The sequence below is a fragment of the Lentzea sp. NPDC020367 genome (genome assembly GCF_044387305.1).
Classification (GTDB): domain Bacteria; phylum Actinomycetota; class Actinomycetes; order Mycobacteriales; family Pseudonocardiaceae; genus Lentzea.
Genome location: NZ_JBIRVV010000003.1, coordinates 375,674 through 397,473 on the forward strand (window position 1 = coordinate 375,674; position 21,800 = coordinate 397,473).

9 protein-coding genes are annotated in these 21,800 nt (G+C 67.0%); 4 read left to right on the forward strand and 5 right to left on the reverse strand.

From position 1 onward, the window contains the following. Positions 1-64 precede the first annotated feature (64 nt). From glp to pssA, 4 genes are all read left to right on the forward strand, one after another. Complete coding sequence (gene glp / locus ACH413_RS14160; RefSeq protein WP_360046470.1) at positions 65-1,261, forward strand: gephyrin-like molybdotransferase Glp; 1,197 nt, start codon at positions 65-67, stop codon at positions 1,259-1,261. After that, entirely contained in the window at positions 1,258-2,682 is a 1,425-nt protein-coding gene (locus ACH413_RS14165; protein WP_360046468.1) for a M48 family metalloprotease, read from the forward strand. The genes glp and ACH413_RS14165 overlap by 4 nt, the downstream gene beginning before the upstream one ends. A 203-nt stretch (positions 2,683-2,885) precedes the next feature. Next, positions 2,886-3,581 (forward strand): phosphatidylserine decarboxylase, encoded by a 696-nt coding sequence (locus ACH413_RS14170; RefSeq protein WP_360046466.1) that lies wholly within the window; start codon positions 2,886-2,888, stop codon positions 3,579-3,581. Further along, positions 3,581-4,549 (forward strand): CDP-diacylglycerol--serine O-phosphatidyltransferase, encoded by a 969-nt coding sequence (gene pssA, locus ACH413_RS14175; protein ID WP_360046464.1) that lies wholly within the window; start codon positions 3,581-3,583, stop codon positions 4,547-4,549. Before ACH413_RS14170 ends, pssA begins: the two co-directional genes overlap by 1 nt. 100 nt (positions 4,550-4,649) lie before the next feature. Here pssA and ACH413_RS14180 read toward each other — a convergent pair whose 3' ends face one another. Genes ACH413_RS14180 through ACH413_RS14200 form a run of 5 tightly spaced genes read right to left on the reverse strand, consistent with a single transcriptional unit; the run spans position 4,650 to position 21,796 of the window. Next, positions 4,650-5,222, reverse strand: a complete 573-nt coding sequence (locus tag ACH413_RS14180; protein ID WP_360046462.1) for a hypothetical protein — start codon at positions 5,220-5,222, stop codon at positions 4,650-4,652. Continuing rightward, the gene (locus ACH413_RS14185) at positions 5,216-11,929 is read right to left on the reverse strand and encodes an RHS repeat-associated core domain-containing protein (RefSeq protein WP_360046460.1); all 6,714 of its coding nucleotides are present in this window, start codon (positions 11,927-11,929) and stop codon (positions 5,216-5,218) included. The genes ACH413_RS14180 and ACH413_RS14185 overlap by 7 nt, the downstream gene beginning before the upstream one ends. A 31-nt stretch (positions 11,930-11,960) precedes the next feature. Beyond that, a complete protein-coding gene (locus ACH413_RS14190; RefSeq protein ID WP_360046458.1) occupies positions 11,961-15,239 on the reverse strand; it encodes a LamG domain-containing protein in 3,279 nt (1,092 codons plus the stop codon). A 44-nt stretch (positions 15,240-15,283) separates the two neighbouring features. Then, the gene (locus tag ACH413_RS14195; protein WP_396424979.1) at positions 15,284-18,550 is read right to left on the reverse strand and encodes a LamG-like jellyroll fold domain-containing protein; all 3,267 of its coding nucleotides are present in this window, start codon (positions 18,548-18,550) and stop codon (positions 15,284-15,286) included. 36 nt (positions 18,551-18,586) lie between these two features. Continuing rightward, positions 18,587-21,796 carry a LamG domain-containing protein gene (locus tag ACH413_RS14200; RefSeq protein WP_360046454.1) on the reverse strand — a complete coding sequence of 1,070 codons (3,210 nt, stop codon included), beginning with the start codon at positions 21,794-21,796 and terminating at the stop codon, positions 18,587-18,589. Positions 21,797-21,800: the final 4 nt, after the last annotated feature.

Here is a 21,800-nt window from a genome sequence, read left to right on the forward strand (position 1 = left end):
CCTCCGGGAAGGAAACGAGGCAAAGCGGGCGTCACGAGCACCGCGACGTTGGCAGTATGCAGTCGTGTCCCCCACCACTGTCGCCGAACACCGCCAGCGCGTCGCGGAGCTCGTCGGGTCGATGCCCGTGCTGCAGCTCCCGCTCGACGAGTGCCTCGGGCTCGTGCTCGCCACCGACGTCATCGCGCCGCTGGACCTGCCGCCGTTCGACAACTCCGCGATGGACGGGTACGCGGTGCGGGCCGCCGAACTGACCGGTGAGCTGCCGGTCCGGCTCCCGGTCGCCGACGACATCCCCGCGGGCCGCACGCAGCTGAACCCGCTGGTGCCCGGCACCGTGCAGCGGATCATGACCGGCGCCCCGCTGCCGCCCGGCGCGGACGCCGTGGTCCAGGTCGAGTGGACCGACGGCGGCACCGAGACCGTGACGATCAACCAGGCCGTGGCGCCCGGCCAGAACATCCGCACCGGTGGCGACGACGTGCGCAAGGGCGACGCGGTGCTGGCCGCGGGCACGGTGCTGCGCCCGTCGACGCTCGGTCTCGCCTCCGCCCTCGGATTCCCCGAGCTGCCGGTGCGCCGCCGTCCGCGCGTGCTGGTCCTGTCGACGGGTTCCGAGCTGGTCGAACCGGGCAAGCCGCTGCAGCCGGGTCAGATCTACGAGTCGAACGGCATGATGCTCGCCTCGTCCGTGCGGGACGCGGGCTGCGTCGCCGTGCAGCTGCGGTTCGTGCCGGACGACGTCGAGGAGTTCCATCGCGCGTTGGCGCCGTACCTCGGTTCGGTGGACGTCATCGTGACGTCCGGCGGGGTCAGCGCGGGCGCGTACGAGGTGGTCAAGGACGCTTTCGCGAGCCACGACGTGCAGTTCACCAAGGTCGCGATGCAGCCGGGCGGGCCGCAGGGTTCCGGCCGGTACGAGGGCGTGCCGGTGCTGTCGCTGCCGGGCAACCCGGTGAGCGCGCAGGTGTCGTTCGAGGTGTTCGTGCGGCCGGCGCTGCTCGCGTCCATGGGTTACACGCAGCCGGAACGCCGCACGGCGCGGGCGACCATCACGGCTCCGCTGACGTCTCCGGCGGGGAAGACGCAGTTCCGGCGCGGCCTGCACGACCCGTCGTCCGGCGAGGTCGTGACGCCCGTCGGCGGGCCGGGGTCGCACCTGCTGTCGGCGCTCGCGCTGTCGAACTGCCTGATCGAGGTGCCAGAGGACGTCACGGAGCTGGCGGCGGGAGCCGAGGTCACCGTCAGACATCTCCAGTGAGGGCGGCGCTGGCCCTGGTGATGCTCGCCGGGTTCTTCGTGCTCGCGCTGGGCCTCACCGTGTTGCTGGGCGTCCTCGCGTACGTCCTGTTCGACCGGGGCGACGTCGAGGGCGGGGCGTTCCTCACCGCGCTGACGCTCATCGTGGGCGGGCCGTCGCTGTACGCGATGGTCAGGGCGTTCTGGGCGCGGCCGCGGCCGACCGGCGTGCCGCTGACCCGCGCGACGCACCCGGAGCTCTGGCGGCACGTCGACGAGCTGGCGGCGCTGGCGGGCACCCGCAGCCCTGACGACATCCGGCTCGTCAACGAGGCGAACGCGGGTGTGTGGGAGCGCCACGGCACGCGCTACCTGGAGCTGGGCCTGCCGTTCGTGGCCGGCATGACGATCGGCGAGCTGCGGTCGGTGGTCGCGCACGAGCTCGGCCACTACGGCGGCGGCCACACGCAGGTGTCGGCGGTGACGTTCCGCGCGAAGCTCGCCCTGGGGATGGTGATCGGGCAGGGCAGCTACCTGTCCGCCGTCCTCTACGCGTGGGCGAGGCTGTACGCGCTGGTCGCCGCCTCGGAGAGCCGCAAGCACGAGCGGTTCGCCGACGAGGTGTCCGTGGCGGCGGCCGGGGCGGAGGCGACGGCGCGGTCGTTGCTGCGCGGCGGTCCGCTCGGCGAGGGCTGGAACGACTACCTGCGCTGGTACGTCTCGCTGGCCGTGCTGGCCGGGCGCACGCCGCCGTTGCTGGAGGGCTTCCGCGCCTACCTGGACCACCCGCGGCGCGTGCACCAGCTCCGCGAGATCGAGCCGTTGATGGCCGCGCAGGAACCGTCGTCGGTGTTCGACAGCCATCCGCCGATCCGCGAGCGGGTGGCGACGATCAGGCAGCTCTCCCCGTTCTCCGGCGGGGTGGCGGAGGCGGTGGACGAACGGCGCGCGTGGTCGTTGCTCGACGGCACGCCGCCCGAGGCCGTCGCGGCGCTGGTCGGGGTGCAGGGGCCGCCGATCACGTGGCAGGAGCTCGCGACGCTGGCCGGGCCGGTGCTCGTGCGCCGCTACGCCGACGCGCTGCGGCACGCGGGACGGGTGAGCAAGGTCGGCGAGACGCTGGCGGACGTGCTGGCGGCGTTGTCGCGCGCCGAGCTGCACAAGCTGACGGGGGCGCCGGTGGACGCGTCGCTGACCCCGGAGCAGGTGCACGACGCCGCCGTCGAGGCCGTGACGGAACTACTGGGATGCATGGTGTCTGACCTGCTTGTGAGGACTAACCGCGCGACGCTGGAACTCAACTGGGGCGGGCTGTTCGTCCTGCGCACGCGCGACGGAGCTGCGGTCTATCCGGAAGACCTGGTCGCACCCGCCGTCCGTGACGCTAACCAGGTGGCTGACGTGCGGTTCAGGCTGCAGAACCTCGGCGTCGACGGACTGTGACGGAACGCTCACCCAGCGACGTTGTTCACCCCATGTGACGGGGATTACACTGCCCGCAGGTGCCGGTCGGCCCGTGCATTCGTCGGGGGATGCACGGGCGGACCGGCCACTTGTCTTTCCGGCAGTCCCGATGGGCGGTTTGGCGTGTTGCCGTAGCGTGTTGGCGCCCGACAACTCACGGAAGCTACGGACCCCCAGACACGATGAGCAGCGAGAAGCCCGTCTCCCACTTCCTCGAACTCGCGCGCGGCATGGTGCCGCCGATGCACCCGGCGGGACGCCCGTTCGTCGCCGCCGCGGCGATCGCGACCCTCCTCGTCCGGCTGCGCTTCAAGCGCCTGGGCGTAGTCCTCGCCCTGGTCACGGCGTGGGTGGCGTGGTTCTTCCGCGAGCCGAAGCGCGTGACGCCGACCCGTCCGAACCTCGCCGTGGCCCCGGCCGACGGCACCGTCTCGCACGTGGTCGACGCCGTCCCGCCCGCCGAACTCGGCCTCGGCACCCAGCCGATGACGCGCGTGAGCGTGTTCCTCTCGGTGTTCGACGTGCACGTGCAGCGCGTGCCCGCGGACGGCGAGATCGTCCAGGTCTCGTACCACCCCGGCAAGTTCCTCTCGGCCGACCTCGACAAGGCCTCCGAGGAGAACGAGCGCAACACCGTGTGGCTGCGCACCACGTCGGGCGTGGACCTGGTGGTCGTCCAGATCGCCGGCCTCGTCGCCCGCCGCATCGTGTGCGAGGTCGCCGAGGGCGAGAAGGTCGCCGCCGGCCAGACCTACGGCCTGATCCGCTTCGGCTCGCGAGTGGACCTCTACGTCCCGCGCGGCAGCCGCGTCCTGGTCGAAGCCGGCCAGCGCACCATCGGCGGCGAGACCGTCCTCGCCGAGCTCCCGGAAGCCTGATGGCGCCCAGCGGGCCCGGCGTCCGCCTGCTGCCGAACGCGATCACGGTCCTGGCCATGTGCTCGGGCCTGTCCGCGGTGCACTTCGCGAACGTCGGCATGTGGGGCGCGGCCATCACCGCGATCGCGGCAGCAGCCGTGTTCGACGGCCTCGACGGCCGCATCGCCCGCCTGCTGGACGCGACGTCGAAGATGGGCGCGGAGCTCGACTCCCTGGCCGACGCCATCTCGTTCGGCGTCGCGCCGGCCCTCGCGATCTACCTGTGGAAGTTCGAGGGCAACCGCGCGGGCTGGGTCATCGCGCTGATCTTCGCGGTCTGCATGGTGGTCCGCCTGGCCCGCTTCAACACGTTGCTGGAGAAGGAACAGCCGCCGTTCGCGAAGGAGTTCTTCGTGGGCGTCCCGGCGCCGGCCGGTGGGTTGTTGTTGCTGTTGCCTCTGATCATCGAGGAGCAGGTCCGGTCTGACGGCTGGTGGAACAACTCCTACGTCGTTGCCGCGTGGACCGTGCTGGTCGCGATGCTGCTGGTGTCGCGGATCCCAACGCTGTCGGTGAAGACGGTTAAGGTGCCGCCACGCGCGGTCGCGCCTTTGCTGGTGGCCGTGGGTCTTCTGGCGGCCGCTGTCATCACTTACCCGTTGGTGGCTTTGATCGTCGCGATGGTCGTGTATCTCGGGCACCTGCCTTACTCGGTGCGGCGGTACATGTGGCTTTCCAAGCACCCGGAGGCCTGGACCGTCACCGGCGCCGATCGTCGCGCCATAAAGCGGGCGCACGGAGTTGCGGCTCGTCGGCTCGGTCTGCGTCAGCCGTTGCAGAGTCGCGTCGCCGGCGCGGCCATGCGGGCCGTGCGTCGGCCTCGACGCGAGGGTGAGGCACCCACCAGGGCAGACGGCCCCGTGCCTTCTGCTAATGGGCGCCGCCGTTCTTGGCGCCAGCTGGGGCTTCGGCGACAGCCGAAGCGCTGATCATTCCCTGGATAGGCTGAGGGCCGGACACGTTCATCGTGTCCGGCCCTCAGCCTGTTGCCAAACTTTTCCTCAGGAACGGCTGCGCAGCCAAGCTAGATCATTCAGAAAAAGCAATTCTGAGCGCATCGACACGGTCTCTTCCCATTGCCCTTGCCCGTTCCCTGAGAACTGCCGCCTCAACTTTTGACAAGTCCGACGAGAGAGCTTCGACAGCACCTAGCTGCTCAGCTATCTCATCTTCGTACCGATTCGACGAGCCGGGGACAGCGTCATCGATGTAGCCCGCAGAATTGAGCATGTGATTCGAGCAGTACTTGACGTTGATCGAATCACCAGAAACCAGGTAGGCGTACGAGTAGTACATCGCAGCCACGGCGTCATACGCAAACGCCATGATTCCCGGCGGCTCCTCTTCTCCCTGCATCTCAGGAAAAGAATCAATTCTCCCTTGATGCGATTCACGATCCCGCAGCGACAGACTTGTTCCACTCCACAGATCGTCGAGGAAACGCGCGTACTCCTCCACGTCGCCACCGCGGGACTCATCGTATGCCAGAGCCAGGAAGAACACTCCGGAGCCACGCTCGACACAACTAGCGGCGAACAGAGTCAAAGCCCCCTCTCCCGCTTCCCCGAGGAAGCGGGAGAGAGCGTCGTCGACAGCTACCACTCGAATGTCCTGATCATCGTTCCACTTTCTCGCTGATAGACCTGACCGGTGATGCGCCCTCCGGTTGCCCTGATCAAAGGCGCACAGATCTCAGTGCATACACTACGCGACGCGGCACCGGCAACCGGACTCCATCCCATTTTATTGATGAACAACAGCGCATTTTGCTCTGCATGCGCTCCCGGGATGTTGTCGGCAGCGATTTCTCCCAGCCGCAGCATCGCCTGCTGAGTCTTGTTCAGTCCACGACCACTACCTGCCACGACATCAACAAATCCAAGGGGAGTCTCGGCGCGGATCACTGCGACCGTCGTGTGCCGCATCTCCCTCGGGCTGCCTGCCTCGGCATGAATCTCAGATGCGCGCCGAGCCAGCGGGCTGCAGTTGTGAGACAGAACTGCCGAGCTACCCGCTTGGACGTAGTAGGTGTGCTCACCACTTACGGTCAGATTGTGGACCCGCTGGGCCGCGGTCCACTGTCGGACCTGGACAACCTGCACCCAGGTACCAGCGGAGGTCTGCAGCCAGACTCCAGCAACGAGCTTGTCTGCTCGCACCCATTCCTTGAGCTCTGGCAACCAGAACCTGTGCCCGTCGGTGGCAACAATTTTCTCGGACTGACCTTGGACAGTCAGCTCTACGAGGTTCTTGTATCCGTCACCGACGATGGTCCGCACCACGTCCTGTCCCCGGCTCTCGCCGGTCTCAGGATCCGTGGCCAGGACTTCATCTCCGAGCCGTATTTCCTCAATCGGTTTCGACGAGCCGTCGGCCATCAACACACGTGTGCCCGGCGCGAAACTGTTGCCCTGACAGTCGATCGCCTCTTGGACGGCTTCTTCGACCTTCTCCTCGATCCGGCGCAGCTTCTTGGCGGCCTCCGCGATCTTGTCGATGATCTTGTTGGCCTTGACGATCGCTCTGACGATCCGCTCACCGGCCTGCAACAACTTGAACGCCTTAGCCGCGGGCACCAGGCTCACGCAAGCGAGAAGGTCGAAGTTCGTGAAGCAGTCCTTGACGTCGTTGATGCCCGTGAGGTCCATCAACAGGTCAGGAAGCTCCGCGACGATGATGCTCCACCAGGACTGCGAGTTGTTGGCCTCGCGCAGGTACTCCTCGTACTTGTCCTTGCCGCCGGCAGCGTCCCAACGAGCCTGCTCCGCCGCCCGAGTGGAAGCACGCCCCTTGTTCTGCTTCTTCGTCGCGTTCGGGTACGCCAGCGCTGACTCGGCTTCGCCGCCCGGCCAGTCGCCGATCAGGATGTCGCGTTCTTTGTCGATGCCGTACGGGTTGCCGGTTTCCGGGTGAGTGCCGCCCTCCAGGTACATGCCTGACGGGTCGGAGAACGTGACGGGGTTGTTGTTGCTGTACGAGTACCCGTTGACCTGCTGCGGGTTCGCGGTGTTCATGATCGGGTCGTCGGCCAGGAACCGGCCGGTCGCCGGGTCGTACTCACGAGCACCGAGGTGCGTCAGACCGGACGTGTCTCGGGTGCCGCCGACGAATCCCTTGTCGTCAGGCCAGGAACCGCCGTTCGGGCCGCGGGCCTTGCCGAACGGGTCGAGGTACTGACGCTGGTACGTCAGGTCTCCGGCCTTGACCGACGTGGTCGGCGTGCCCTGGTGGTTGCCCACCTCGTACGACAGCCGGCCTGCGGAGGTCCGCAGTGCGACCACGTTGCCGCCGTGCGCGTAGTAGCGCTTGCCAGACACCGTGTTGGTCGCGTCGTCCTTCACCAGCTCCATGCCCTCGGGCAGGTAGAGCGTGGTGCGGCCGGGTTCGCGCTTGATCAGGCGGCCGCCGTCGGCGCCGTACAGGTACGACGACTCCTTGCCCGAGGCCTCCACGACCTTGGACGTGCGGCCCTCGACGTCGTAGGAGATCGTCTGGGTGTTGCCCGCGATCTTGCGGGTGCTGGTGTTGCCGGTCTTGTCGTAACCGAACTCGTCACGGGCGGTGCCGGACGGGCCGGTCTCGTCGATCGAGCGGACGACGTGCGGCTGGTTCGCCGTGTCGTAGTTGTACTTGCGGTTGACCACGTTGGAACCCGAGGTCGTGCGCTCCTGCGTGCGGTTGCCGATCGAGTCGTACTGGTACTCGTGCTGGTACGGGGCCGCGCCGCCGACCACGGTGGTCGCGCAGTCGCCTGACAGAGGCGTGAACGCCTTGGTCAGCCTGCGCAGCTTGTCGTACTGGAAGCACTGGGTGTCCCACGCCGACTTGTCGGTCGGCTCGTCCGCGATCCGCGTGATGTTGCCACCGGTGTCGTACGAGTACTTCTGGTTGGAGATCCGCCAGTCGGTGTCACGTGAACGGTCCACGATGGACTGTTCGAGACGACGGTTGCCCTCCTCGAAGTAGTTCGTCAGCCACAGCTGGTTGCCACCCTCGTTGGGGTTCGGGTCGGGGCCGATCGTCAGGCGCAGCGTCTCGCCGAACTTCGAGTAGATGTGCTCGCTGACGTACGGGCTCAGGCCGCTGGTCCTGATCGGCGCGCCCTGGTCGTTGTAGGCGGTGGACACCCTCTCCAGCGGCAGGCCACCGGCGTCGGGGGACACCGTGGAGAGGAGCGCACCGGTGACCGGCGTGTAGTCGCGCTCGAACAGGTAGGTCTGGCCCAGCGCCCCTTCCGCGGCCGGGATCTCGACCTCGGACTCGCGGATGCGGCTGAAGGCGTCGTAGCTGGTGACCCGCTGGACGTACGCCTGACCGCCGGAGAACCGGGTGGCCGAGGTGAGCAGGCCCTTCTTCTTGGTGTCGTACACCCATTCGGCGAGCTTGGTCTCGCCGGAGAGCATCTGGGTCTTGCGGCCCAGCTGGTCGTACTTGATCGACACCGACCGGTTCTCGCTGTCGGTCGTCTTCACGACCTGGTCGAGGTTGTTGTACTCGACGGTGGTCGTGCCGCGGTCCGGGTCGGTCTCCTTCCACTTGCGGCCCAACAGGTCGTACTCGTACGACCACTTGTTGCCCGCGGGGTCGGTGACCTGTTCCAGCTGTCCCTTGAAGTTGAACTTCGACTTCGTCACGTCGGCGCCGGGACCGTTGTGCTGGATGCGTTCGACCTCACGGCCGTGCGCGTCGCTGACGACGGTCGTCGGGATCTGCCCCGCGGGTGGCGTCACGTGCACGCGGTCGCCCGCGTAGACCGTGGTGGTGTTCCACTGGGGCGTGCCGAACTTGTGGAAGGCGACGCTGACCGGACGGGCCAGCTTGTCGTACTTGGTGAACTCCTGGTTGGGCACCTGGACATCCGCCACCACGAACAACTTGCCGTCCGGCGCCTGCCGGTTGAAGTAGGCGTTGCTCGTCTTGGTCACCAGGCCACGCGAGTCGAAGAACGTGTCCGTGATGATCCGCCCGAGATCCCCTGCCTTCTGCTCGCCGTCGGGCACCTGGGTCTGCCGGGCACGCAGCAGGCCGTCGAAGATCTTGTACGAGACGTTGTACTGCTGGTCCCGCTCGCGCAACGACTTCGAGACCTCGATGACGGTCGCGGTCGCCTCGTCGTAGACGTACTCGTACTGAGCGCTGGCGCTCAGGTGCCGCGCCCTGTGCGGGAGCCAGGTGTGGGTCAGCCGGCCCAGCGCGTCGTACTTCGCGTCGACCCGCTCGCCGTTCGGACCGACCTGCGCGACCGGCAGGCCGAGCGCCGGGTCGTACTCGACGATCGAGTTGTGTCCCTTGGCGTTGGTGGTGGTCACCTTGCGCACCGGGAAGCCGAACGTCGGCTCGTTCACGATGGTCGTGTCGCCGAGCGCGGGGTCGGTCGTCTTCTTGACCCTGCCGTAGACGTCGTACTCGGTGGTCGTGATCGCCTGGTACCCGCGCGGGTTCGTGCGTTGACCGTTCCACCGCGACGCGGTGGTGACGAGGCCCTTGGTCGGGGCCTCTCCGGCCGCCTTGCCGTCGTATGCGGAGATGGTGTCGCTGACGGTGTTGTCGTCCGTTGCCGCGACATCGCACTTCGCGGCGTAGGTGAGGATCCGGCTGGCGTAGTTCAACATCCACGCGGCCTCGTTGGGCGCGTAGGTCGTGGTCGTGCACCGTTCGTCACCGGTGACGTCGATGTCGCCCTCGTCCTGGACGGTGAGGGCACGGCCGTAAGCGTCGTCGAACGTCGTGCTCGCCCGCTTGGTCCGCCACCGGTCGCTGCCCAGCGAGGTCTTCGTGGTCACCGTCTTCGTGTTGAGCAGCAACGCCTTGTCGTCGCCGTTCTCCGCGGTGGCAGGAGACATCCACGGTTCACTCGTGGTCTTCGTGTGGACCGCGCCGCCGTTGAGCGAGAACGTCTTCCACTCGACGCCCTTGAGCCGCTCGTGGTCCTCGATCCGGTCGCCGTCGTACTCGACCCAGGCGTCGCGCTTGCCGCCCGGCACGGTGTCGCCGTCCATGCCGCGCAGGTAGATCTTCTCGGTGACCGGCCGGTCCGGCTCGTTGGTGTCACCGGAGATCGTGCGGACCTTGTTGTAGCCACGCCACTGCGACCACGTCCGGTACTTCGGGTCACCGAAGTCGTTCTCGTCGTAGTGCCACAGCGGAGCGCCGGCGATGCTCTCGTACTCGTAGTAGACCTTGGTCTGCTCGCTCAGCTCGCGAACCCGGTCGTCCGCGATGACCGCGCGCACGACGTACTTGTGGAACCAGTGCAGCTGCGGTTCCAGGGCGCCTTCCGGCGTCCAGTACGACGGGAAGCACCGCATCGTGTTGAGGTGCGCGTTGGCGAGAACGGGCATCCGCGTGCCCGGCACGCAGTCCTTGTCGGTGTACTCGACCTCGGTGATGCCACCGGCCTCGTGCTGGACGCGCTTGACGCGGCCGCGCAGCAGCGGCGGGTACACGTCGCTGTCGCCGTCCACCCGGTTCGCCAGCGTGATGCGTTCGAACTTCGTGGCGGGCAACGACTTCGCGTCGCCGACCAGACCGGTGTGCTTGATGCTGTCGAGCCACAGCGCCGGGTCGAGCCCGTCGTTGGACGGCGGGAACGACTGGCCGAGCTCCCACTGGTCGACGTCACGCCACTCGGCGGCGACGTTCTCCTTGCGCACCTGGGTGCTGACCTTCGTCAACCGCAGCTGGCTGAAGAACGTCGGCGAGTACTGGTTCTCACAGCGCGCACCGGGCGCGCAGATCTGGTCGAACGGCACGTCCGGCCACTGCTTCGCGTTCTCCTTGGTCAACTTGCCAGGAGCGCAGTCGAAGCCGCCCGACGGAATGCACCGCTCCGAGTAGTGGAACTGCACCCGTCCCGGAGCCGGCGCGTTCTCGTCCGAGTTGTGCAGGCCGTAGTCGATCCGGTCCAGCCGACCGGCGCGCTCGTACTCCACACCGTCGCCGGCGTCGAGGTTGCGGCCGTACCGGTTCTTCTCGGTCTTGTAGTAGAACCGGGTGACGTTGCCCTTCGGGTCGACCACGTAGTCGACGTTCCAGCGCCACGCCTGGCGGCACGACAGGTCCTTGAACTGCTTGCCCTCCGCCCAGCACTGGTCACCGGGGTGGTTGCCGAACACCGGCACCGTCCACGTCGACTCCGCCTCGCGCGAACCCAGGAAGTACTGGGTGCCGTTCGGGGTCGTCACCTTCCAGTACTCGCCGTTGTTGTCACCACCCGCGACCGGCGTGCGGTACAGACGCTCGATCTTCGAGCCGTCGTCGTTCTTGGCGCGCCACGTCTCCGTGTTGCCGATCCGGACGAGCTCCGACGAGATGCCGGCGAGCTGGATGGTGGCGTTGTCGGTCACCCAGCACTGGTCGGCCGTCTTCTTCTGACCGATCGCGGCGTTGAGGTCCTCACCGCAACCCTTGTAGCGGCGCTCGATGAACCCGCCCGCGCTGAGGTCCCAGCCGTCACCGGCCGACGACGCCTGGTTGTTCGTCGCGCTGGTGCGCCCGTCGACACCGCTGGACGAGTAGCCCAGCGCCACCTGGGGCGCACTTCCTCCGACCGAACCCGGCAGCTTGATCGGGTAGTTGAAGGTGAAGTCACCACTCGAACCGCCCGCGGACCAGCTTCCCGCAGGAGACAACGAGGTCGCCTGGAACGAACCGCCCGCACCACCCGCGGCAGGCTCGGCCGCGAGCACCATCGCGCCGGAGGACGGCGCGAGGTCGGTGGCCGTCAGCTTCTTCGTCTTCACGTCGTTGCGCGACTGCACCGGAGTACGCGTCTTGCACTCCGCCTTGTCCGGAGTGGACAGTGCACACTCCGGCAGCCGCACCAGCCTCAGGCGCGAGCCGTAGTCGCCGCCGTAAGCGTGCTCGAAGCCCTTGTAGTCGAGCTCGACCGACGCCTTGCCCGGAGACTTGCCCGCGTTGTCGGACACCTTGAGCACGACACCGGCCACGCCGATCTTCGCGGACGTGTCCTGGCCGAACGTCTCGACCCGCACCGGGGCCGCGTCCGCCTTGCTGATCTTGACCGGGGACGTGCCGGCCTGCCGGAGGTCGCCGGCCGCGGCGACGTCTGCCTTGCCCGCCTCGGGCCAGGCGACCTTCGGCGCCGGCTGGTTGCTCGCCACGATCGGCGTGACGGGCCGCAGCTTCGCGAGCTCGCCGGGAACGTTCTTCTCGGTTTGGGTGTCGGGTTTGCGCACGTCTCTGCCCGTGGGCTGGGCGAGCGCCGGCGTCGGGGAGACGACGCCGGCGATCATGACCCAGCCCAGCGACAGGGCTAGAGCGCGCGACCACCTGGTGTGGTTGCGCATGAACTTCCTCTGTTAGGGGTGAGGTGCTCGATCAGCTGCGAACTGCGTGCGCCAGAATCGCTTCGTCCGAAAGCGCGCCGACGTAGACGCGTACGTCGTCGATGCCGCCCTTCCAGAAAGCGCCGGTGGCCGTGGCGGGCGTGAGCCTGCCCAGCTCCAAAGTGGACTCGGTCTGAGCCGAGCCACCCGTGAACGGAACCCTGGTGATGTAGACACCGTTGAGGTACAACCGCATCTCGGAGGCGGTCGTGTCGTGCACAGCGGTCAGGTAGACCCACTCCTGCAACGCCGCTTCGTAGGCGGTCGCCACGGTGGTGCCGCCCATCACGAACTCCCACTTCTTCGAAGCGCCGCCATAACGAAGGTCGAGCTGCGAGACGCCGTTGTGCACCAGACTCACGACGGTCCGCGCCTTGTCCTCTGGCGAGTCCAGATCCAGCCGCGCCCACGCCGAGACCGTGTAGGAGCGGTCGGTGCGGATGCCTGGTGCCGGAGCCGAGACGTAGGCCTCGGCGTCCTGGGCCTGTCCCGCTTCGTCAGGTCCGTTGAGCAGCAACGACGTGTACCTGCTGTTCTTCTCCCAGCCCGCCTTGCCGGCGACGGTGGCGTTGAGCCCACTGACCTCGTCCTTCGTGGACGTGCCCGTGCCCTCGCCGATCTTGTAGTGCGCACGGACACCGGCCTGCGTCGCCAGCACCTTGATCTCGGAGTCGTTCAGCGTGCGGTTGTACACCCTGAGCTCGTCGATCGAACCGACGAAACCGCTGGCGTCCTGGCCGTTCCAGCGATGGCGGCCCACCAGCATCTGCGACGCCTGCCAGCCCTCCAGCCCCGCGACCTCGCCCTGCTTCTTGCCGTCGACGTGAAGAACGAGCTTCTTGATCGTGGCCTCGTAGGTGCCGGTCAGGTGCGTCCAGACACCGATCTGTGCCTCAAGTTGCGAATAGGCGACCTTGAGATCGGCCTTGTTGCCCGACGCCGTCATGCCGAAGGCCCAGCGCCTGTTGCCCTGGTCGTAGTACAGGCTCGAACTGAGCGTCGAAGCGTCCACAGTGGATAGAACGGCGCGGCCGAAGTCGCCGTTGCTCACCTTCGCCCAGGCCGACAGCGTGAAGTTCTTCGACGTGTCGACCACTGCCCCACCGCTGAGGAAGTCCTGCGTGCCGTTCAACCCGGCGGCCTTGCCCGAGTAGCCCACCGCCGCGAGGTTCGGGGCGCCGTTCGACGTCAGGGCGTTGCCACCGTTGGCGTCGGTCAGGGCCCCGTCCAACGCCCAATGCGCGACGGGCTGCCCACCTGCGAGCACGAGGAACTCGTACCGCTTGAGGTCGGACAGGTTCCCGGCCCGGTCCACCGTCTTCACGAACAACGTCTGCGTGCCCGCGGTGTTCGGCGTCCACCGGATCGTCGCCTTGCCGTCCGCTCCGACCGCCATCTCCTTGTTGAGAGATTCGCCGCCGTCCGAGGTGAAGGAGTAGATGAACTTCGCCACGTCACCGCTCTGCGACTTCACCGAGTCCAGCTCGAACGTGCCGGTCACACCCACACCGCCACCAGGCACCGACGCCGGATACTCGACCGAAGTCGCCAGCGGCACAACGGGCTTCACCGTGTCGACGACGAACGAACACCCGAAACCGAACCTGGCGTCGGCGGTCTCCAGCTCACCGTCACCGGTGACCACAGACCACTGGTAAGGACCGTCCTCGGTGATCGTCCCCGGCTGCACCTGGATCTCCGAGTACGACCCTGACGGCGTGTCCTGGTTCTGGTAGCCGGCGATCTCCACAGGAACCCGGTTCACGCTCTTGGTGAGGCGGAAGTACGACCACAGCACGCCACCATCCGGGTCCTGGAGCTTGGCACGGATGCGGGGCGTTCTGGTCGGCACGTAGGTCGTGGGGCCCGCGCCACCGGCACCGCACGGGTACTGGCCGCGTTCCAGGCTGCGGTCCGATGCCGGGAGCGGGTACGAGTTGTACTCGATGCGCAGCACCGGGTTCAGGTCGAACCGGCGCCACGCCCGGTCGTTGGTGGCCCCGTTGTCGGTCGCGAGGCCGACGGTCAGGGTCGTGTACCCGTTGTCAGCCTGGTACTGCGCCTGCCCGAGCACGTCGAACTCGGTCAGCCCGTCGGACGGGCAGAAGCTCGGGTTGTTCTTCTTGTTGCTCGACGACTGCTTCCCGTACCACTGGGGTCCGGCGTTGTACCTGGTGTCGGGACCGATCGGGCCGGTGTGCCACACGCCGGTCGGTTCGATCAGGTCGCACTGCGAGGAGTGGATGACCTTCATCGCGAGCTTCGCCGAGTGGATCTTCTTGCCGACCATCGGCGCGAAGTCCATCTCGAGATAGGACAGCGAGTAGCCCGTGCTGCTGTGCCAGCCGGCCTTGAGGTCACCCAGCTCACCGTCGGTGCGGTCGTAGTTGCGGGCTTCCGGGAAACGCTCCTGCGCCACCGCGTGGTGGTTCTTGTTCCCGGCCCAGTTGTACCGAGGGTCGATCGACACCGGGAACTTCGTCTCCGCCGACGCCAGGAACGCCTGGTCGGGGACGACGGAGATGGTGTCGGCGGTGAGCTCGACGCCCATCTTGGCCGGACGACCGGTCGCGTCCCACATCTGTGAGGCGTCACCGGTGAACCGCACGGTTCCCTTGTCGTCCTTGACTTCCAGCAGACCGTCGCGCTGGCTCAGCTTGCCGCCCTTGACGTGCGAGCCGTACGTGACCTTGCGCAGTTTCTCCGACTTCGCCGCCTCGGCGGTCTTCACCACCAGCAGCTGGCTGAACCCGCTCGCGGTCGCCTCGACCGTCAGATCGATGCCCGGCCACACGTCGGGGTACGTCGTCTTCGGGCCCTCGACCTTCGGCTCCGGCAACGCCTCCGGCCACGAGAGGCCCACCTCGACGCCGTCCTTGGCCACCAGCGCGAGCGGCTTGTCCTTGCCCGCGGTGGCGAACTGGAGATCCACCGAGGCAGCCTCCGGACGGAGGAGACCGTCCGAGTGCTTGCGCAGCTTCGTGTCCACGGGAACCCACTTGTTCCCGCGCTTCGCCCGCTCCGGCTTGAGCGACTGGATGAAGGTCATCTTGCCGTTGGGGTTCGCCACGGTCTCCGACGCTTCGGTCGTGAGCGCGGACACCTTCACCGGCTTGTCGAACTTCCGTGCCGCCGCCAGAGCGGAGGCCTGGTCCGGCAACTCGGCCGGAGCAGGCGCCGCGAGCGCGTCGGGTGTGATGAGACCGGCTGACACAGCCAGCACGAGTGTGAACGCGCGCACGCCGAACGTGCGCGCCTGTCTACGGCGCATCAAGTCTTGCCCCCAGATCGTGTGGTGAAAAATCCGTCCGCGGATCAGCTGCGAACTGCCTGCGCCAGAATCGTTTCGTCCGACAGCACACCGACGTAGACGCGCACGTCGTCGATGCCGCCCTTCCAGAACGCACCCGCGGCCGTCGTGGGCGTGAGCCTGCCCAGCTCCAAAGTGGACTCGGTCTGAGCCGATCCGCCGGTGAACGGAACCCTGGTGATGTAGACACCGTTGAGGTACAACCGCATCTCGGAGGTCGTCGTGTCGTGGACCGCTGTCAGGTACACCCACTCCCCCAGCACCGTCTCATAGGCGGTCGCCACAGTGGTGCCGCCCATCACGAACTCCCACTTGTTCGAAGCGCCGCCATAACGGAGATCGAGTTGCGAGACGCCGTTGTGCACCAGACTCACGACCGTCCGTGCCTTGTCCTCGGGCGAGTCCAGGTCGAGCCTGGCCCACGCCGAGACCGTGTAGGAACGGTCCGTGCGGACACCCGGCGCCGGTGCCGAGGCGTACGCCTCCAGGTCCTGCGGGTTGCCAGCCTCGTCAGGTCCGTTGAGCAGCAGCGACGTGTACCTGCTGTTCTTCTCCCAGCCGACCTTGCCGCCGACGGTGGCGTTCCGGCCGGTGACCTCGTCCTTCGTCGAGGTACCCGTGCCCTCACCGATCTTGTAGTGGGCACGGATCCCGGACTGCTTCGCGAGCACCTTGATCTCGGAGTCGTTCAGCGTGCGGTTGTACACCTTCAGCTCGTCGATCGAACCGACCAAGGCGTCGATGTCCTGGCCGTTCCAGCGATGGCGCCCCACCAGCAACTGCGACGCCTGCCAGCTCTCCAGCCCGGTGACCTCGCCCTGCTTGATGCCGTCGACGTGCAAGGAGAACGTCTTCGTCGTGGCCTCGTAAGTGCCGGTCAGATGGGTCCAGACACCGGCCACCGCCTCGGCCCCGGCCCGCACGACCCGGAGGTCGCCCTTGTTGTCCTTCCCAGTCATGCCGAACGTCCAGCGTTTGACGGTCTGGTCGTAGTAGAGGGTGGAACTGAGCGTGGAGGCGTCCGCCGTGGAAAGAACCGCATGGCTGGTGCCGGTGCCGTCGAGCTTCGCCCACGCCGACAGCGTGAAGTTCTTCGACGTGTCGACCACCGCGCCACCGCTGAGGAAGTCCTGCGCCACGTTCAGCCGGGCGCCCTTGCCCGAGTAGCCCGCCCCGGTGAGATTCGGATTGCCGTTCGGCGTCAACGCGTTGGCGCCGTTCACGTCGGTCAACGTGCCGTCCAACGCCCAGTGCGCGGCAGGGTTCCCACCGGCGAGCACGAGGAACTCGTACCGCTTCAGGTCGGACAGGTTGCCGGCCCGGTCCACCGTCTTCACGAACAACGTCTGCGTGCCCGCGGTGTTCGGCGTCCACCGGATCGTCGCCTTGCCATCCGATCCGACAACCATCTCCTTGTTGAGCGAATCGCCACCGTCCGAGGTGAAGGAGTAGATGAACTTCGCCACGTCACCGCTCTGCGACTTCACCGAGTCCAGCTCGAACGTGCCGGTCACACCCACACCGCCACCAGGCACCGACGCCGGATACTCGACCGAAGTCGCCAGCGGCACAACGGGTTTCACCGTGTCGACGACGAACTCGCAGTTGTCCTCCCAGCCGGACTCCAGCTCACCGTCATTCGTGTTCACCAACCAGTGGTAGACACCGTCTTCTGTGATCACACCGGGCGCAACCTGTGCCTCGGTGTACGAACCCGACGGCGTGTCCGCGACGTGATAGTCCGCGATGGGAACGCTGTCGCCCCGCCGCCCGTTGTGCAAACGGAAGATCGAGTTGAGCACGCCACCGTCCGGGTCCGAAAATTGACCACGCACGCGAGGCGTCCTGGTCGGCACGTACTGCTTTTTCGCCCCGATCCCGCACGGGAGAAGACCGCGCTCCATGCTCAGGTCGCGTGCCCGGTTCGGGACCGAGTTGTAGATGACCCGCAGCACCGGGTTGAGGTCGAACCGGCGCCACGCCTTGTCGTTCCTGGCGTCGTTGTTGGTGAAGAGTCCGAGGGTCACCTGCGGGTGCGCGTTGTCGGCGTGGTTCTGGATCAGGCCGGTGACGTCGAACTCGACCTGCCCGTCGGACGGGCAGAAGCTGCCGTTGTTCGTCTTGTTGGTCGTCCCCCACTTGCCGAGCCACCCGGGCGCGTTGGACCACGAGGTGTTGGGGCCGATCCCGCCCATGTGCCACAGGCCCGTCGGTTCGGCCGCGGCGCAGTTGGCGGAGTGGATCACCTTCGCCGCGAACTTCGCGGAGTGAATCCTCTTGCCCGCCATGGGCGCGGTGTTCATCTCGATGTAGGAGATCGAGAAGCCCGTGCTGCTGTGCCAGCCCGCCTTGAGGTCGCCCAGCTCACCATCGGTGCGGTCGTAGTTGCGGGCGTTCGGGAAGTTCTCCTGGATGACGGCGTGGTGGTTCTTGGACCCGGCCCAGTTGTAGCTCGGGTCGATCGACACCGGGAACTTCGTCTCCGGCGACGCCAGGAACGCCTGGTCGGGCACCACCGAGAGGGTCGTGTCGGTGAGCTCGACACCCATCTTCGCGGGACGGCCCGTCGCATCCCACATCTGCGACGCGTCACCCCGGAACTGGACAACGCCCTTGGGGTCCTCGACCTCCAGCAGGCCGTCGCGCTCGCTCAGCTCGCCGCCCTTGACGTGCGAGCCGTAAGTGATCTTGCGCAGCTTGTCCGACTTCGCCGCGTCCGCGTTCTTCACCACCAGCAACTGGCTGAAGCCGCTCGCCGTCGCCTCGACCGTCAGGTCGACACCCGGCCACACTTCCTGGTAGGTCGTCTTGGAACCCTCCACCTTCGGCTCCGGCAGCGACTCCAACCAGGTCAAGCCGACCTCGACCCCGTCCTTCGAGGCCGAGGCGAGCGGCTTGCCCTTGCCCTTGCCCGAGAACTGGAGGTCCACGGTCGCCGCCTCCGGACGGATCGACCCGTCCGCGTGCTTGCTCAGCTTCGTGTTGACGGGAACCCACTTGTTCCCGCGCTTCACCCGCTCCGGCTTCAGCGACTGGACCAGCTCCATGCGGCCGTCCGGATTCGCCAAGGTCTCCGTCGCCTCGGTCGTGAGCGCGGACACCTTGACCGGCTTGTCGAACTTCCGCGCCGCCGCCAGAGCGGACACCTCGTCCGGCAACTCAGCCGGAGCAGGCGCCGCTTGTGCGACAGGTGTGATGAAGCCGGCTGACACAGCCAGCACGAGACCGAACGCGCGCACACCGAACATGCGCGTCTGTTTGTGACGCTTCAAGTCTTGCCCCCAGGTCTTGTTGCGCAGCGCCGCGGATCAACCGCGAACGGCCTGCGCCAGAATCACTTCGTCCGACAGCGCGCCTACGTACACGCGGGTGTCGTCGATACCGCCCTTCCAGAAAGCGCCCGCAGCCGTCGCGGGCGTGAGCCTCCCGAACTCCACAGTGGACTCCGTGCCGGCCGAACCGCCCGTGAACGGAGCTTGGGTGATGTAGACGCCGTTGAGGTACAAACGCATCTGGGAAGCGGTCGTGTCATGGACTGCCGTCAGGTACACCCACTCCTGCACCTCGGCCTCGAAAGCGGTCGGCACGCTGGTGCCGCCCATCACGAACTCCCACTTCTTCGACGCGCCGCCGTAGCGAAGATCGAGCTGCGAGACGCCGTCGTGCACCAGGCTCAAGATCGTCCGCGTCTTGTCCTCAGGCGAGTCCAGATCCAACCGCGCCCACGTGGAGATGGTGAAGGAACGGTCGGTGCGGATGCCCGGCGCCGGAGCCGACGCGTACGCCTCGACGTCCTGCGGCAATCCCTCATCGTCAGGACCGTTGAGCAGCAGTGACGTGTACCTGCTGTTCTTCTCCCAGCCGACCTTGCCGCTGACGGTGGCGTTCCGGCCGGTGACCTCGTCCTTGGTGGACGTGCCCGTGCCCTCGCCGATCTTGTAGTGAGCGCGGATCGCGGCGTGCGTCGCCAACACCTTGACCTCGGGGGCGTCCAGCTTGCGGCTGTAGACGTTGAGTTCGTCGATCGAGCCGACGAAGCCACTGCTGTCCTGGCCGTTCCAGCGCTGCCGGCCCACCAGCATCTGCGAAGCCTGCCAACCCTCCAGGCCGACTACTTCACCCTGCTTCTTGCCGTCGACGTGCAACGCGAGCGTCTTGTTCGTGGCGTCATAGGTGCCTGCCAGATGCGTCCAGACACCGGCCAACGCCTCGTCCCGCGCCTGCACGACCTTGAGATCGGCCTTGTTGCCAGCCGACGTCATGCCGAACGCCCAGCGCTTCACGGCCTGGTCGTAGTAGAGGCTGGAACTGAGCGTCGAACCATCCACAGTGGACAGCACTGCGCGGCTGGCGGCACCGTTGTCCATCTTCGCCCAAGCCGACAGCGTGAAGTTCTTCGACGTGTCGACCACCGCGCCACCGCTGAGGTGGTCCTGCGTGCTGGTCAGTCCGACGGCCTTGGCCGAGTAGCCCGCCGCGGCGAGGTTCGGGGTGCCGCCAGGAGTCAGCGCGTTACCGCCGTTGGTGTCGGTCAGCACGCCGTCCAACGTCCAGCGCGCGACCGGAGGCCCGCCGGCCAGCACGATGAACTGGTACCGCTTGAGGTCGGACAGGTTCCCGGCCCGGTCCACCGTCTTCACGAACAGCGTCTCGGTGGCAGCGGTGCCTGGCGTCCACCGAATCGTGGCCTTGCCATCCGGACCGGCCGTCATCTCCTTGTTGAGGGATTCGCCGCCGTCCGAGGTGAACGAGTAGACGAACTTCGCCACGTCACCGCTCGACGACTTCACCGAGTCCAGCTCGAACGTGCCGGTCACACCGACACCACCGCCGGGCGCGGCCTCCGGGTACTCGACGGACTTCACCTGCGGCACAACGGGCTTCACCGTGTCGACGACGAACTCGCAGTTGCCTTCCCAGCCCGACTCCAGCTCGCTGTCACTCGTCTGCAGCGACCAGTTGTAGAGGCCGTCCTCCGTGATCACATTCGGCGCTACCTGCGCCTCGACGTAGGAACCCGAAGGCGTGTCCGAGAAGCTGTAGGTCGCGAGGAGTTGACCGTTGTCGAGCGGTCCCTTGTACAAGGCGAAGCGCGACCACAGCACGCCGCCGTCCGGATCGGACAGCTGACCACGCATGCGCGGCGTCCTCGTGGGCACGTACGACTTCTTGTCGCCGTTCCCACACCCGTACAGGCCGCGCTCCATGCTCAGGTCGCGTGCCCGGTTCGGGTAGGAGTTGTAGGTGACCCTCAGCACCGGGTTGAGGTCGAAGCGGCGCCACGCCTTGTCGTTCGCGTTGGCCCCGTTGTCGTTCGCGAGCACGAAGGTCAGGTTGTGGTAGCCGTTCTCGGCCGTGAACTTCATGGCTCCGAAGACGTCGAACTCGGTCTGCCCGTCGGAGGGGCAGAAGCTGCCGTTGTTCGTCTTGTTGGTCGACGACTGCTTCCCGAACCACGCAGGCTCGGTCCACCAGTGGGTGTCGCGGTTGATCGCCCCGGTGTGCCACAGGCCGGTCGGCTCCGCCGCCGCGCAGTTCGAGGAGTGGATCACCTTGACCGCGAGCTTCGCCGAGTGGATCTTCTTGCCCACCATCGGCCCGGTGTTCATCTCGACGAAGCTGTGGGAGAACCCGGTGCTGCTGTGCCAACCGGCCTTCAGATCACCCAACTCGCCGTCGGTGCGGTCGTAGTTGCGGGCGTCCGGGAAGTTCTGCTGGAGCACCGCGTGGTGGTTCTTGAACCCGGCCCAGTTGTAGCTCGGGTCGATCGACACCGGGAACTTCGTGTCCGGCGAGGCTAGGAACGCCTGGTCAGGTACCACGGACAGGGTGTTGCCGGTGAGCTCGACACCCATCCGCGCCGGACGGCCGGTCGCGTCCCACATCTGCGACGCGTCACCGGAGAACCGCACGGTTCCCTTGCTGTCCTTGACCTCCAGCAAGCCGTCTCGCTCGCTCAGTTCGCCGCCCTTGACGTGCGAGCCGTAAGTGATCTTGCGCAGCTTGTCCGACTTCGCCGCGTCCGCGTTCTTCACCACCAGCAACTGGCTGAAGCCGGTCGCCGTCGCCTCGACCGTCAGGTCGACACCCGGCCACACCTCGGAGTACGTCGTCCTGGCGCCGTCCACCGTCGGTTCCGGCAACGACTCCGGCCAGGTCAGACCGACCTCGACACCGTCCTTGGCCACGGACGCGAGCGGCTTGCCCTTGCCCTTGCCCGAGAACTGGAGGTCCACGGTCGCCGCCTCCGGACGGATCACCCCGTCCGCGTCCTTGCTCAGCTTCGTGTTCACGGGAACCCACTTGTTCCCGCGCTTCGTCCGCTCCGGCTTCAGGGACTGGACGAGCTCCATCCGACCGTCCGGCCTCGCCACCGTCTCCGACGCCTCGGTCGTGAGACCCGACACCTTCACCGGCTTGTCGAACTTCCGCGCCGCCGCCAACGCCGCCACCTCGTCCGGCAACTCGGCCGGAGCGGGTGCCGCGAGCGCGTCGGGAGTGATGAGACCGGCTGACACAGCC

Excerpts from the sequence above, each read along its gene's own strand:
- ACH413_RS14170 (WP_360046466.1), top strand. The coding sequence starts at position 2,886 with ATGAGCAGCGAGAAGCCCGTCTCCCACTTCCTCGAACTCGCGCGCGGC.
- pssA (WP_360046464.1), top strand. The coding sequence starts at position 3,581 with ATGGCGCCCAGCGGGCCCGGCGTCCGCCTGCTGCCGAACGCGATCACG.
- ACH413_RS14185 (WP_360046460.1), bottom strand. The coding sequence starts at position 11,929 with ATGCGCAACCACACCAGGTGGTCGCGCGCTCTAGCCCTGTCGCTGGGC.
- ACH413_RS14190 (WP_360046458.1), bottom strand. The coding sequence starts at position 15,239 with ATGCGCCGTAGACAGGCGCGCACGTTCGGCGTGCGCGCGTTCACACTC.